Consider the following 14,779-nt stretch of genomic DNA (forward strand, 5'->3'; position numbering starts at 1 on the left):
GCGGCCCAGGCCTGGGGCACAGTGGCGACCTGCGCGAGGAAAGGTGTCGGTGATGGAAGCTCCAGAACCCCTTACGTCCGCCTCACCCGGGACGCGGGCGCGGAAGCAGGCGGCGCCACGCCCGTCGCGCACGACGCCGGCCACGCCGGTCTGGATCTTCTACGCCACCCCCGACAACATCGATGATCCCTGGGTGCGCGAGCTGGAGGCCGGCAAGATCGTCTTCTGGTGGCACGGCCGGGGGACCTATGAGCGGGGCGGCGGCGCGCCCTACAGCCGCGAGATGAAGCGCGGCGACAGCGTGATCATGCTGGTGGGGGAGCGGCTGTTGGCCAGCGGGGTGCTGGCGGCCGGACCCGACATGACCTTCGTCGACGACGCCAATGTCCGCTGGTGGCCGATCCTGGTGGTCATGCCCTTCATCGAGCCCATCTCGCGCCCGATGATCGAGAAGCAGGCTGGGAAGCTGATCCCGCACCAGGGCACGGTGCATCCACTCCGCCCCGAGGCCATGGGCGTCATCAACCTGGCGCTTGGGCGGGTCGACGAGCCGTTCAAGCTGCCCCTGGACGCCGCGGTGGTGGAGAGCGCCCTGGCGGAGGGGGAGGGTATCGAGGCGGCGCTGGCCCGACTGGACCACATTCGCCCGGACGCCGTGACCGCCCTGCTGCTCAGAAAGGAAGGGGCTCGGCCGCCGCCGCGACCGGCGCCGAAGACGCCGGAGACCGACGCCCGCATCCGCTTCGTCGACGACGCGCCCGCCGAGACCGAGGACGGCCTCGACCGGGGGCCGCTCGCCCTGTTCCTCGCCCGCCGGCTGCACATGATCTGGTGCGAGATGAACCACTGCTCGCCGGGATCGGCGCCCGCCAAGGCCGCGCGGCCCTGGGACCGGGACACCTTCATCGTCCACGTCGACGCCCCCTGGGGCGGGGGCAAGACCACCTTCGCCAACTTCGTGGCCCGCACCCTCAACCCCGGCGGCGAGCCGCTCACCGAGGGCCACTTCCTGCGCAGCAGCCTGGCGCCGACCCTCACCGGCGAGGCCCTGGCCGCCACCGACCTGAGCGGCGTCTTCGTGCCCGACTACGCCCGCGACGACCCGAAGACCTATGCCGAGGCCCGCCAGCCCTGGATCGTCGCCCGCCACAACGCCTGGCGCGACCAGTACGCCCAGCCGCCCTGGTGGCAGGTCTTCACCTCGGTCTACGACCAGGTCACCGCGGCCCTGCGCCAGGACATCGGCGCGGCCTGGCGCGGGGTCTTCGACGACGATCGCATCGACCAGATCCCGGTGTTGGCCCGCAAGCTGACGACCTACGCCGCGGTCCACGCCGAGCGCCTGAGCTACAAGCTGCTCAACACAAAGGTCCGGGTGCAGCTGCTGCTGGTGGCGGTCTTCGGCCTCGCGGTCTGGGCGGCGCTCAGCAGCCCCGCGATCTCGGCCATGCTCGGCAAGACGGTGACGCAACTGACCGCCCTGGGCTTCGGCGGCGTGGCCATGCTCACCCTGTTCACGGTGCTCGGCCAGTCCCTGGCCCCCGACGTCGACTTCACGCCCGAGCATAAGCAGATCGGGGTGGGTGATCCGGTCGGCCGCTTCCGGCGGATGTTCGACAAGGTGCTGCGGGCCGCCGGCCGCCCCGTCCTGCTGATCGTCGATGACCTCGACCGCTGCGATCCGCAGGGGGTGGTGGAGGTGCTGCGGGGCCTGCAGACCATCGTCCGCTCGCCGCGCCTGTTCGTCCTGGTGCTGGGGGATCGCGCCTGGATCGAGACCTCCCACGAGATCAGCCACGAGAAGCTCTCCAGCCTCACGGTGGGCGCCGAGGCCAAGTTGGGCGCGCGGTTCGTGGAGAAGGTCTTCCAGCTCTCCTTCCGCCTCCCGGCCATGAAGCCGGAGATGCGCGACCTCTACACCCGCGCCAATGTGGAGGGCCGCCGCGCCGCCGCCGTGGTCCCCGACGCCGCCGCCCTGACCGCCTTCGTCGCCACCCTCGACGAGTCGCTGGCCGCGCCCCGCTCGGTCAGCCGCCATGAGACCGAGATCGAGGCCGCCAAGGTGAGCGCGGAGGCGAGTGGGATCGCCCGCGAGGTGCTGGACGCCCTGGCCAGCCGCAAGCTGGTGGCCGCCGCCGGCGCCGACGCCGGCTACCAGGCCGAGGTCTCCAGCGTGCTGTCCGAACTGGCCGCGAGCCTTCCCAACAACCCCCGCCAGATCAAGCGGATCATGAACGCCTTCGCCATCTACGAGACGGTGGGACGGATCTATTTCAACTATCAGCTCACCGAGGGCGACGACGCCGAGAGCGCCCGGCGCGCCCGCCGCTGGCGCCAACTGGCCATGTGGGTGACCCTGGCCACCGAATGGCCCGAGACCTGGCGGGCCATCGGCCGCCGTCCCGAGCTGCTGGTGGCCGCCTACGGGCCGGAGAAGACCCGCGCGGCGGCGGACAAGGCCTTCCTGCGCGACGCCGACGAGGCCGAGGCCGCCCTCCTGAAGCTGACCCTGCACCGCATGCGCCACAGCCGCTCCCTGCGGATCCTGCTGGACCGTCAGCCGGCCGCCGCGGCGCCGGGCGCCATCGCGGCGACCTTCGCCGAGACCGCCATGGAGGTCGAAGCCGTCCGCGAGTTCAACCGCATCATCTGGGAGCCGGGCTTCGACACCAGCGTGCCGGCCTCGCACACCGCCCCTACGGCCGCGTGACCTCGTCCACCGCCTCCAGCCAGTGGCGGACCGGGGCGGTGGAGTCGGGCGCCAGGTGCATCCAGCAGCCGATATTGGCGGTGTAGATGGCGCCCGGCTGCGATGCGTTGAGGTTGGCCATTTTGGCGGCCTTCAGCCTGCCCGACATCTCCGGCTGCAGCAGGGAATAGGCGCCGGCCGAGCCGCAGCAGATGTGGGCGTCGGCCACCGGCTGGGGGGCGTAGCCCAGGCCCCGCAGCAGGGTTCCGATCTGGCCGGTCAGGCGCAGGCCGTGCTGCAGGGTGCAGGGCTCGTGGACGGCGATGCGCGGATCGGCGGGCGCGCGCCGCGGCGTCAGGTTGGCCTCCGACAGCAACTGGATCGGATCGCGGACCAGGCCGGCCACCACCCGGGCCTTCTCCGCATAGGCCGGGTCGTCCCGCAGGACGTCGGGATAGTCCTTGATGAAGGCCGCGCAGCCGCTGGAATTGACCACCACCGCCTCGGCGCCCGCCGCGATCTCCGGCCACCAGGCGTCGATGTTGCGGCGCGCGGCCGCCGCGCCCTCGTGCGGCGCGTCGAGGTGGAAGCTGACCGCCCCGCAGCAGCCGGCGCGCGGGGCCTCCACCAGGGTGACGCCCACCCGGTCGAAGATGCGGGCGGTCACGGCGTTGAAGTGCGGCGCGGCCGCCGACTGGGCGCAGCCGGCCAGCATCAGCATCCGGCGCGCATGGGAGGTGGTCGGCCGAGCGCCGGGCGCCACGCGCGGCGTCACCTTGGCGGCCAGGGCCTTGGGCAGGGCGAAGCGGACCGCGCGGCCCAGGGCCAGCGCCGCGCCGAGCAGGGCCGGCGAGGTGGTGACCCTGCGGATCAGGCCCCGCGCCAGCCGCTCGGGCCAGGGACGGCCGACCTGGTCCACCACCGCCTCGCGACCGATGTCGTAGAGCCGGTGGTATTGCACCCCGGAGGGACAGGTGGTCTCGCAGGCCCGGCAGCCCAGGCAGCGGTCGAGGTGCTTGAGGGTCGTGGCGCTGACCGGCTGACCCTCCAGGGCCTGTTTCAGCAGGTAGATGCGGCCGCGCGGCCCGTCCAGTTCGTCGCCGGTGATCTGATAGGTGGGGCAGGTGGCGTTGCACATGCCGCAGTGGACGCAGGCGCGCAGGGCGTGGGCGGCGATGTCCCCGCCGGTGGTCCCGGCCAGCGGACCCTGGATGACCGTCTTCATCTAGAGCCCCTCATACATGACGCCGGGATTGAACACCCCCGCCGGGTCCAGGGCCGCCTTCACGCGCCTGTGGAGTTGGAAGACGCCGGGCTGAAGCGGCTGGAAAACTCCCCCATTTGGCGCTTGGCCTCGGAACAGCGTGGCGTGGCCGCCGAGGCGCGCGGCCTGGGCCCAGACCGCCGGATCGACCGTCTCGGCCGTCAGCCAGCGCTGCCCCCCGGCCCAGTCCCAGGCCGTGCCCTCGAAGCCCTCGGCGGCGCCCGTCGGCGGGACCGAGACCCGCCAGAGCACCGGCGCCTGGAAGACCTGATGGGTCATGTGGCGGATGGCCTCCCAGGTGGAGAGCGGTTCCGCCTCGCCCCCCAGCTCGGCCCGCATCGCCGCCACCCCGGCCTCGCCGCCGGAGAGGCGCAGGTGCAGGCGGGCCCCATCGTGGAAGGCGCCCGACAGCGGCAGGGGCCGGCCCATCAGGCCGGTGACCCAGGTCTGGGCGGCCCGGCTCTCCATCTCGAAGACCAGCGCCTGTTCCGCGCGCGGCCGGGGCGCGACCCGCAGGGACACCTCCAGGATCGGCCCGAAGGCGCCCAACGACCCGGCCATCAGCCGGAAGGCGTCGAAGCCTGCGACGTTCTTGAACACCGTGCCCCCGAACCGCAGGACCTCGCCCTGCGGGTTCATGATCCGCGCCCCCAGCACATAGTCGCGCAAGGGACCGACGAAGGGCCGTCGGGGGCCCGACAACCCTGTGGCCACCGCCCCGCCCAGGGTGCCCGCCGCCCCGAAGACCGGCGGCTCGAAGGCCAGCATCTGGTTCTCGGCCGCCAGCAGGGCCTCGATCTCGGCCAGCGGCGTGCCGGCCCGCGCGGTGATCACCAGTTCGCTGGGATCGTAGTCCACCACGCCGCGATGACCCGCCAGGGACAGGGGCTCGCCCGCCACCGGACGGCCATAGAAGGCCCGCGTACCGCCGCCCTCCAGGCGCAGGGGATCGCCCGCGCGTACGCGCGCGGCCAGGGCCTCGGTGAGATCGACGCTAGAACCGGGGGAGGTGGGCAAACGGCAGTTCCCCGTGGTGGACGTGCATCTGTCCGAACTCGGCGCAGCGGGCCAGGGTCGGGATGGCCTTGCCGGGATTGAGCAGGCCCCTGGGATCGAAGGCCCGCTTCAGGGCGTGGAAGGCCGCGATCTCGGCGGGGCTGAACTGCACGCACATCTGGTTGATTTTCTCGCGGCCGACCCCGTGCTCGCCGGTGATGGTGCCGCCCACGGCGACGCAGAGTTCCAGGATGGCCCCGCCCAGGGCCTCGGCGGCGTCCTGGTCGCCATCCTTGGCCGCGTCGTAGAGGATCAGGGGGTGCAGGTTGCCGTCGCCGGCGTGGAAGACATTGGCCACCGCCAGGCCATGGACCTCCGAAAGCCGGGTGATCTCGGTCAGCACATGGGGCAGGGACCGGCGCGGAATGGTGCCGTCCATGCAGTAATAGTCCGGCGCGATCCGCCCCACCGCCGGGAAGGCGCCCTTGCGTCCGGCCCAGAAGCGGCGGCGCTCGTCCTCGTCCCGCGCCAGGCGCACCTCGACGGCGCCGCAGGCGGTGAGCAGGGCCGAGACCCGGGCGATCTCCTCGGCCACGTCCGGCGCGGCGCCGTCCAGCTCGCACAGCAGGATGGCCGCCGCCGCCTTGGGATAGCCCGCCAGGGCGAAGTCCTCCGCCGCCCGCAGGGCCGGGCCGTCCATCATCTCCAGACCGGCGGGGATGATTCCCTCGGCGATGATCTCGGCCACCGCCTGGGCGGCGACGGCCACGTCGTCGAAGGCCGCCAGCAGCACCTGGGTGGTCTCGGGCAGGGGCGTCAGCTTGACGGTGATCTCGGTCACCACCCCCAGCAGGCCCTCGGACCCCGTCATCAGGGCCATCAGGTCGAACCCCGGGGCGTCATAGGCGTCCGACCCCAGCCGCAGCACCTCGCCCTCCAGGGTCACCATCTCCAGGGACAGCAGGTTATGCACCGTCAGGCCGTATTTCAGGCAGTGCACGCCGCCGGCGTTCTCCGCCACATTGCCCCCTATGCTGCAGGCGATCTGCGAGGAGGGGTCGGGCGCGTAGAACAGGCCCAGCTGGGCGACCGCCTCGGAGATCGCCAGGTTGCGCACCCCGGGCTGCACCCGCGCCGTCCGCGCCTCGCGGTCGATCGACAGGATCTTGCTGAACTTGGCCAGGCTCAACAGGACGCAGCCGGGGAAGGGTAGGGCGCCCCCCGACAGGCCCGTGCCCGCGCCGCGGGCCACAACGGGGACGCCCAGCTCGAAACAGGCCCGCAGCACCGCCTGCACCTGGGCGGTGGTCTCCGGCAGGGCCACGACGGCGGGCAGGGAGCGGTAGGCGGCCAGGCCGTCGGTCTCGTAGGGCCGCAGGGCCTCCACCGTGCTCTTCAGGCCGTCGGCCGGGAGCAGGGGCGTCAGGGCGGCGATCAGGCGCGCGGGATCGACGGCGGGGAAATCGGCGTCGAGGCGGGCGTCGAACTGATCGAGCATGGTCCTACTTGGTCCGGGGCCGAGGGGGCGTCAATCACTTGGAACGCCGAGGCCAGAAAGACCTCGCGGGCGGCGCGCCCCGCGCTAGAAAGGTCGCAACCAACCAAACGGGAGACGGCCATGGATCTGGGACTCAAGGGCAAGACGGCGGTGGTCACCGGCGCGACGCGGGGCATCGGCCGGGCGATCGCCGATCTGTTCGCCGAGGAGGGCGCCAAGGTCGCCATCTGCGCCCGCAACGCCGACCAGGTGGCCGAAACCGTGGCCGCCCTGCAGGCCAAGGGCGTCGAGGCCTGGGGCGCGGTGGTGGACATCGCCGACGGCCCGGCCCTGAAGGCCTTCGTCACCCAGGCCGGCGAGACTCTTGGGGGCATCGACATCCTGGTCTCCAACGCCAGCGCCCTGGTTCAGGGCGCCCAGGAGGCCGACTGGAAGGCGATGTTCGACATCGACCTGATGGGGGCGGTCAACGCCATGGAGGCGGCCAAGCCCTTCCTGGAGAAGGCCGCCGCCGAGAAGGGCGACGCCTGCATGGTCATCACCTCCTCGGTCTCCGCCGCCGAGGCCTCCAGCGCCTCGGCCTACGGCGCCATGAAGGCCGCCCAGATCCACTACGCCAAGGGCCTGGCCAAGGAGAACGCCGCCAAGCACATCCGTTGCAACGTCGTCTCGCCGGGGACGGTCTTCTTCGAGGGCGGGGTCTGGGGCAATGTGAAGGCGGGCATGCCGGCCTTCTTCGAGCAGATGATCAAGCGCAACCCCACCGGCCGCATGGCCACGCCGGAGGAGGTGGCGGCCGCCACCGTCTTCCTGGCCAGCCCCCGGTCGTCCTTCACCACCGGGATCAACATGCTGGTGGACGGCGCCATCAGCGCCCGCGTGAACTTCTAGGGCGCCGCCATGATCGAGCAGACGATCGACATCGCCACGCCGGACGGCGCGACCACCACCTTCATCGTCCATCCCGAACGGGACGGGCCGCACCCGGTGATCTTCTTCTACATGGACGCCCCGGCCATCCGCGAGGAACTGCGCGACATGGCCCGACGCCTGGCCACCAGCGGCTATTATGTGGTCCTGCCCAACCTCTATTACCGCTCCGGCGTGCTGGAACTCGGGGGCTTCGCCACCGAGGAGGACCGCAAGGCGATGTTCGCCCTGATGTCCTCCATCAACATCCCGCTGATCATGAGCGACACCAAGGCCCTGCTGGCCCATGTCGCCGGTGATCCCGCGGCCGCCAAGGGCCCGATGGGCGCGGTGGGCTACTGCATGAGCGGCCAGTACGCCATCAACGCCGCCGCCCACTTCCCCGACCAGATCAAGGCCGCGGCCTCGGTCTACGGCGTGTCCCTGGTCACTGACGCGCACGACAGCCCCCACCTGGCCGCCCAGAAGGTCAAGGGGGAGGTCTATTTCGCCTGCGCCGAGGACGATCCCTACGCGCCCTTGGAGATGGTCGAGTCGCTGAGCCAGTCGGTGACCGCCAACCAGGTGAACGGCGAGGTGGAGATCTATCCCGGCGCCCACCACGGCTTCGCCTTCCCCCAGCGCGCCGCCTACGACAAGGCCAGCGCCGAACGCCACTGGGAACGCCTGCTGGCCCTGTTCAAGCGCAACCTGGGCTAGGTCGCTCGCCCACGGAAAAGGGCGGCGCCGTTTCCGGCGCCGCCCCAATTGTCGTTTCCGGTCCGCGATTTAGAAGCGGTACTGGAACTCCACGCCGTAGGTGCGCGGGAAGTTGAGCTTCACCGTGCGGCGGTTGCCCACCTGCGGCGACGGGACCGTCGGAGTCGAGCTCTGATAGGCCACTTCGTCGGTCAGGTTCTTGACGAACCCGATGACGGTGAAGCGGTCCTCGCCGTCCTTCCAGATCAACCGGGCGTCGGCCAGGCTGTTGGAGGGGGCGGTGTAGAGCGGCGAGGCGAAGATCGTCGTCTGCTGGTCGTCGGTATAGGTGTAGCTGGCGCCGGCGGTGAGCGAGCCGGCGTCGAACTGCCAGGTGTAGTTGGCGTTCAGGTTGAACTTGTTCTCAGGCGCCAGCGGGAGCTGGTTGCCCACCAGGGTCTGGTTGCGGGCGCCACTGGCCAGCGGGGCGCCGACCGGGCGGGCGCCCGGCTGCAGCGCCTTCGGGTCAGTGGTGTCGACGAAGCAGCAGCCCTTCTGGATCTCGGTATTCAGATAGGCGTAGCTGGCCGACAGGACCAGGTTGTCGATGGGCGACCATTGCCCTTCGACCTCCAGGCCCCAGACCTTGGCGTCCAGGTTCAGGAACTGGGTGCCGGTGGAGCCCGTGGACGGGTTCAGCACCACGGTGAGCGGCGTCTGGAAGCCCTGATAGTCGTTGTAGAACAGGGCGCTGTTGATCTGCAGGCGGCCGCCCCAGGTCTTCTTCAGGCCCAGCTCATAGCTGTCGACATATTCCGGGTCCGCATAGGGCTGCGGGGACAGGCCGTTGGAGGCGACCCAGCCGCCGGACTTGTAGCCGCGGCTGTAGCGCAGGTAGCCGTTGGTGTCCGGATCGGGCTTCCATTGCAGGCCGAGCGTGCCGGTGACCGCATCCCACGACCCCGACAGCTTGCGCTGCAGGCCGCCGGTGGGCAGCTGGGTCAGGTTGGAATAGATCGGGTTGGCCAGGCAGGTGGCGATCGTCGGGCCGCCGCAGACCACGAAGGTGGTGAAGTCCACCGCCAGGTTGCCGCCCACCGCGCCGGGGACGCCGCCGAGCGCCAGCACTGTGGTGGTGGTGGGCGAACGGGAGACGTAGCGGGCGAAGTCGGTGCCCTCTTTCTCGTCCTTGGTGTAGCGCAGGCCGCCGGTGATCTTCCAGGTGTCGTTCAGCTCCCAGTCGAACTGGGTGAAGGCGGCGTAGGAGTCCACCTCCAGATGGCCGTCGACCTTCAGGTAGTTGCCCTCGGGGTTCGGCGCGGCCAGGCCGCCGGTGGCCAGGCTGATGGGGTTCTGGACGGTCGGATCGCCGATCACCCGCAGGCCCTGCGGCTGATCATAGGTCTGGTGGTACTGGTAGATGCCGCCGATCAGTTGCAGCGGGCCGTCCCAGTTGGTGGAGACGTTGATTTCGTTGGAGAACCACTTCTGGCGCTCCTGGTAGAAGAAGGCCTGGTCGGGGGACACGTTCGCCGCGGTGTAGGCGCCGAAGGGGGTCGCCGCCGGGACGTTGAAGTTCCCCGTGCGGGCGGTGCCGTCCTGGTCGCCGCCGGTGTCGTAGGTATAGGCCTGGAAGCCGCCCAGGTACTTCACGGTCAGATCGCCGAGGTCCCAGGTCACGTCGGCCTGCAGGCGGTTGTGGTCCGACAGCTTGCCGTAGTTGGTGCGGTTGGTGTTGATCTTGTAGGGGTCGGCGATGGCCGGGTTCACGCCGCTGAAGCCCAGGGTGGCGTTGTAGTAGAGCGCCGGGTTGCCCAGGCCCACCAGGGCGGTGGTGTCATAGGGCGAGATCGTGCTCTCGAAGACGTTGCCGACGCCGTAGCTGTCGTCCCAGTCGAACTTCGTATAGCGCAGGCGCGCCACGATGTTCTCGCCAAGGTCGGCCTCGACCTGGGCTTCCAGCATGTAGCGCTTGACCGCGCCGGTGTCGCCGGCCGGGCCGTTGTTGTGGATGAAGCCTTCTTCACGGCGCTCGAGCGAGCCGCCGAGCAGGAAGCGCAGGTGGTCGACGATGGAGCCGCGCACCAGGGCGTCGGTGCGCCAGACGCCGTAGTTGCCAAGGGTCGCGCGGACTTCGCCGTTGAAGTCCTCGGTCGGGCGCTTGCCGATGATGTTCAGCGCGCCGCCGATGGAGTTGCGGCCGTACAGGGTGCCCTGGGGCCCGCGCAGGACTTCGGTCCGCTCGATGAACAGCGACGGGGTCGAGGCGTCGGCCATGGAGTTGGAGAACACGCCGTCCGAATACAGCGCCACTGACGGGTCGGTGCCGATGGCGTTGGTCAGACGTCCAAAGCCGCGGATCGAGAGGCGGTCATTGTTGGTGTAGCTGAGGCTGGGCGTCATGCGCGCCAGATCCTCGACAGTGGCGACGCCCAGCAGGTCGCGCTTTTCACTGGTGTAGGCGGTGATCGCCACCGGCACGTCCTGCAGGCTGGCTTCACGCTTTTCAGCGGTGACCACCAGTTCCTCGATCATGACCGGAGGGGCGCCGGCTTGCGCCATGGCCGAACCGGCGGACGCCAGTGCGACGGCGGAGACGCCTGCCACCAGCGCGCTCCGAATAAGCAGAGAATTCCTCATCCTAGTACCTCCCAACGCCACCGGAGCTCTTGTACGGCTCTCGGCTGCAACGCAGTGAAACTGAAGAGTCGAACGACGTTCGGATAGAGATCATTTTCTGTTTAAAAACAACGACGACATTGACGTTGGGGAATGAAAGGGACGTCTTTCAGGAGAAAACGCCGCATATTATTGTACGCAGACGTCAATAAAACGACGTTATTCCAGGTCGACTCCAAAGTTAACTAAGGTATGTAGAACATCGTTATGCGAACGATGCTCTGTGCAAAATTCTATGCTTTTGGCGTGTTGGTCAGGTGAGAGCGTTGAAATGAAAACGCCGCCCTCCCGAGGGGAGAGCGGCGTCAATATTGTACATACCCGTCAGTAAAATCAGGATATTCAGTAGCGGCTGGGAATGACCACCTTCATGCTCTCATAGCCCTTCACGAAGCTCGAATAGCTGCGCTTCGGCTCGCCCACGACCTGAATGTCGGGGAAGCGGGCCAGGATCTCTTCCCAGATGATCTTCAGCTGCAGTTCGGCCAGGCGGTTGCCCACGCAGCGGTGGATGCCGAAACCGAAGGACAGGTGCTGGCGGGGACGCTCGCGGTCGATGATGTAGGCGTTGGGGTTGGCGATCACCTCGTCGTCGCGGTTGCCCGAGACGTACCACATGACGACCTTGTCGCCGGCCTTGATGGTCTTGCCGCCCAGTTCGAAGTCGCGGGTGGCGATGCGGCGCATGTGGGCCAGCGGGGTCTGCCAGCGGATGGTCTCGGAGACCATCGAGGGGATCAGACCGGGGTTCTCGCGCAGCTTCTTGTACTGGTCGGGGTTCTGGTTCAGGGCCAGGACCGAACCCGAGATGGTGTTGCGGGTGGTGTCGTTGCCGCCGACGGTCAGCAGCACGATGTTCCCGAAGTATTCGCGGGGCTCCATGTTCCGGGTGGCCTCGCCGTGGGCCAGCATGGAGATCAGGTCGCCCTTCGGCGGCGCGTTGACCCGCTCGTTCCACAGCTTGGTGAAATAGGCGTGGTACTCGACGAAGATCTCCATCTTCTGCTCGATGGTGTCGATCAGGCCCTGGCCGGGCGCCGCGGTGACCACGTCGGACCAGTAGGTCAGCTTGCGGCGGTCTTCCTGGGGCATGTCGAACAAGGTCGCCAGGGTCATGGCGGTCAGTTCCATCGACACCTTGTCGACCCAGTCGAACTCCTCGCCGATCGGCAGGGAGTCGAGGATCTTGGCGGCGCGCTCGCGGATCAGCGGCTCCAGGATCGCCAGGTTCATCGGCGACACCACCGGGCTGACCGTCTTGCGCTGCACGTCGTGCTTGGGCGGGTCCATGGCGATGAACATCGGCAGGGGGCCTTCGCCGGCCGTCTGGTTGGCGATGGTGATCCCGCCCTCGGACGAGAAGACCTCGTGGTTGGTGTCCACGGCCATGATGTCGTTGTACTTGGTCACCGACCAGTACGGGCCGAACTCGTGTTCGGCGGTGTAGTGGACGGGATCTTCCTTGCGCAGGCGCTCGAAGACCGGCCAGTGGGCGTCGTTGCGGAACAGCTCCGGCTGCGCCGGGTCCAACAGCTCAAGCGGGGTGGCGTAGGCCTTCGCCCGCGCATCGCTGTTGAGATCGATCGATCCGTCGCTCATGTGGTTCCTCCGGTCTTCGATCAGGCTTTGGCCGAAAATGACTCGTGCGTCAACTTAACAAGGCGCCGCCGCGTCATGCCGGCGCGCTTCCGCCCGCGCCCTGCGCGGTGGGGGCGAAGGCGTGGGCGATCGACGGGTCGCCACACGCCCGCTGACATCGGGATTTCGGTAGGGGGTCGGCCTAGTCGAGCCTGGCGGGCGCCAGGCGCGGCGACAGCAGGTGCACCACCAGCAGGGCCAGCAGGTAGATGCAGCCGCAGACCGCGAAGATCGGGCCATAGCCCCCGGCGTGCTCCAGCACCTGGCCCACCGACTTGGCCATCACCATGCCGCCGATCCCGCCCAGCATGCCGCCGATCCCGATGACCGAGCCCACCGCGCTCCTGGGGAAGACGTCGCCGGGCAGGGTGTAGAGGTTGGCCGAGAAGGCCTGGTGCGCGGCGGCCACCAGCCCGACCACGGCGGTGGCGGTCCACAGGTCGTGGATCTGGTTGATGAAGAAGTAGGGCAGGGTGGCCAGGGCGCAGAGCAGCATGGTGAGCTTGCGCGAGACGTTCAGACTGCGCCCGGCCTTCATCAGCCGCGAGGACATCCAGCCCCCGAACACGCTGCCGACATCGGAGATCAGATAGACCGCCGCCAGCACGAGGCCGAAGGTGGTGACGTCCAGCTCGAAGGTCTTCTTGAAGTAGTCGGGCAGCCAGAATAGCAGCATCCACCAGACCGGGTCGATCAGGAACTTGCCGATGGCGTAGGCCCAGGTCTCGCGCTTGCCGGCCACCTTCAGCCAGCTGACCTTCCGGTCGGAGTCCTCGGGATCGGAGCGGATGTGGGCGAGCTCGGCGGCGTTGACCTTGGGCTCCTTCTCCGGCGCGCGGTACATGATCACCCAGGCGATGATCCACAGCAGGCCGATGACCCCGGTGATGACGAAGGCCGCGCGCCAGCCGTAGGCCAGCATGATCATGGGGGCGAGCAGGGGAGTGATGACCGCCCCGATGTTGGAGCCGGCGTTGAAGATGCCGGTGGCGAAGGCCCGCTCCTTCTTGGGGAACCATTCTGTGACCGCCTTCACCCCGCCAGGGAAGTTGCCGCCCTCGCCGATCCCCAGCAGCATCCGCACCAGGAAGAACTGCTGCAGGCTGGTGGCGCCGGCATGGGCGATGTGGGCCACCTGCCAGATGATGAAGGCCGTGGCGTAGCCGATCTTGGCGCCCACCCGGTCCACGAAGGCCCCGAACAGCAGGTAGGAGGCCGCGTAGGCCGCCTGGAAATAGAAGACGATGTCGGCGTAGTCGGTCTCGCTCCAGCCCATCTCCTTGGACATGAAGGGCTTGAGCACCCCCAGCATCTGGCGGTCGACATAGTTGATCACCACGGCGGTGAAGAGCAGGGCGCAGACCACCCAGCGGCGGCGGGTCATCCTGCCGGCCGCCGGCGCGGCTCCGGACTCGGTGGTGGTCGTCATGGCCAAGCGCCCTCTGGTTTCTTCGCCTCGGCGACATCTTTGATCCCCCGCGCCGTCGCCGAGCGCGGGAGCTTGATCGTTCAGGTCGCGGGCTCGGCCGGATAGGCCGCGCAGGCGATCTCGCCGAAGCCGTCGAACCGCACCGCGCCGGTCTGGCCGGCCACGATGTCATGGATGCCGGCCGCCGCGCCCGTGCAGACATACATCCCCGCCTTGAGCGGCCGACCCCGGCGCGCGGTGTTCTCGGCCAGGAAGCGGATGGACTCGATCGGACCCCCGGGCAGGACGAAGGCGCCGCCCTGGCCCACCACCTGGCCCTCGATCTGCGTCTCGCAGCGTAGCTCCTCGATCCGCCGGCTCTTCCAGTCGGCGATCTCCGCGCCGATCATCAGGCCGGCGTTGTTGCCGAAATCGGCCACCACCGCGGTGGGGCCCAGAATGTTGATGCTGGCCAGGGGGCTGCCCGCCGGCTCCATGCCGATATGCATGGCGCCGATCAGCTCGGCGGCCTCCTCGGCGGTCCAGGTCAGCTTGTCGGCCGGGGCGTCGACGGCGATGCGGGCCACATATTCGGCCTCCACCGCGGCGAACCCGCCCACGAATACCGGGAAGGGCGTCAGGTCGCCGCGCTTCACATGCCAGACGGCGCGGCCGAAGACCGGACCGCAGATGCGGTTGCTGTTCAGGCGTTGCTCATGCTCGGGTGGCACCCGCCCCACCTTCCAGCCCACGACTTCGTCGTCCCACAGGCCGATGGCGGCGTCCTGCACCCGGTAGCTGGTGGCCAGGTCGCTGGGCAGGGGGCCGGGGAAATCGGGAAGGGCGGTGGCCGAACGCCGCGCGCGAACGAACCGCGCCGCCACGTCGTCCGTGGGGAAGCCCTCGGCCATGCCTGCCGCCGGAACGCTCACGCGAAATCGCCTCCCACCCCACTCGCCCGCAAAAGGCGCTGTTGTCTCTAGAGGAAACCGGTGTCAT

10 protein-coding genes are annotated in these 14,779 nt (G+C 69.1%); 3 read left to right on the forward strand and 7 right to left on the reverse strand.

Going from position 1 to position 14,779, the window contains the following annotated elements:
- The first annotated feature begins 52 nt into the window (after positions 1–52).
- A complete protein-coding gene (locus ACO06I_RS02625) occupies positions 53–2,710 on the forward strand; it encodes a P-loop NTPase fold protein (RefSeq protein ID WP_421931072.1) in 2,658 nt (885 codons plus the stop codon).
- Here ACO06I_RS02625 and glcF read toward each other — a convergent pair.
- From glcF to ACO06I_RS02640, 3 genes are read right to left on the reverse strand one after another with little or no spacing between them, the layout of a single operon-like run.
- Positions 2,697–3,914, reverse strand: coding sequence for a glycolate oxidase subunit GlcF (gene glcF / locus ACO06I_RS02630; protein WP_421931073.1), 1,218 nt, complete (start codon positions 3,912–3,914; stop codon positions 2,697–2,699). The genes ACO06I_RS02625 and glcF overlap by 14 nt on opposite strands.
- On the reverse strand, positions 3,915–4,970 hold the full coding sequence (glcE, locus tag ACO06I_RS02635; RefSeq protein WP_421931074.1) for a glycolate oxidase subunit GlcE: 1,056 nt from the start codon (positions 4,968–4,970) through the stop codon (positions 3,915–3,917).
- Complete coding sequence (locus ACO06I_RS02640) at positions 4,948–6,447, reverse strand: FAD-linked oxidase C-terminal domain-containing protein (protein WP_421931075.1); 1,500 nt, start codon at positions 6,445–6,447, stop codon at positions 4,948–4,950. The genes glcE and ACO06I_RS02640 overlap by 23 nt, the downstream gene beginning before the upstream one ends.
- Positions 6,448–6,567: 120 nt before the next feature.
- Here ACO06I_RS02640 and ACO06I_RS02645 point away from each other — a divergent pair, with 120 nt between their 5' ends.
- Positions 6,568–7,338: an SDR family NAD(P)-dependent oxidoreductase gene (locus ACO06I_RS02645; RefSeq protein ID WP_421931076.1), complete on the forward strand. Its 771-nt coding sequence runs from the start codon at positions 6,568–6,570 to the stop codon at positions 7,336–7,338.
- A 9-nt stretch (positions 7,339–7,347) separates the two neighbouring features.
- The gene (locus tag ACO06I_RS02650; protein ID WP_421931077.1) at positions 7,348–8,076 is read left to right on the forward strand and encodes a dienelactone hydrolase family protein; all 729 of its coding nucleotides are present in this window, start codon (positions 7,348–7,350) and stop codon (positions 8,074–8,076) included.
- Positions 8,077–8,145: 69 nt separating this feature from the next.
- Here the strand turns inward: ACO06I_RS02650 and ACO06I_RS02655 are convergent, their stop codons facing one another.
- The 4 genes from ACO06I_RS02655 to ACO06I_RS02670 form a co-directional block, all read right to left on the reverse strand.
- Positions 8,146–10,662: a TonB-dependent receptor gene (locus ACO06I_RS02655; RefSeq protein WP_421931078.1), complete on the reverse strand. Its 2,517-nt coding sequence runs from the start codon at positions 10,660–10,662 to the stop codon at positions 8,146–8,148.
- A gap of 414 nt (positions 10,663–11,076) precedes the next feature.
- Entirely contained in the window at positions 11,077–12,333 is a 1,257-nt protein-coding gene (locus ACO06I_RS02660; protein ID WP_421931079.1) for a cytochrome P450, read from the reverse strand.
- Positions 12,334–12,514: 181 nt separating this feature from the next.
- Positions 12,515–13,801, reverse strand: coding sequence for an MFS transporter (locus tag ACO06I_RS02665; protein WP_421931080.1), 1,287 nt, complete (start codon positions 13,799–13,801; stop codon positions 12,515–12,517).
- A gap of 80 nt (positions 13,802–13,881) precedes the next feature.
- Entirely contained in the window at positions 13,882–14,712 is an 831-nt protein-coding gene (locus ACO06I_RS02670; protein ID WP_421931081.1) for a 2-keto-4-pentenoate hydratase, read from the reverse strand.
- Positions 14,713–14,779 lie beyond the last annotated feature (67 nt).

Source organism: Phenylobacterium sp. (genome assembly GCF_965229015.1).
Classification (GTDB): Bacteria; Pseudomonadota; Alphaproteobacteria; order Caulobacterales; family Caulobacteraceae; genus Phenylobacterium.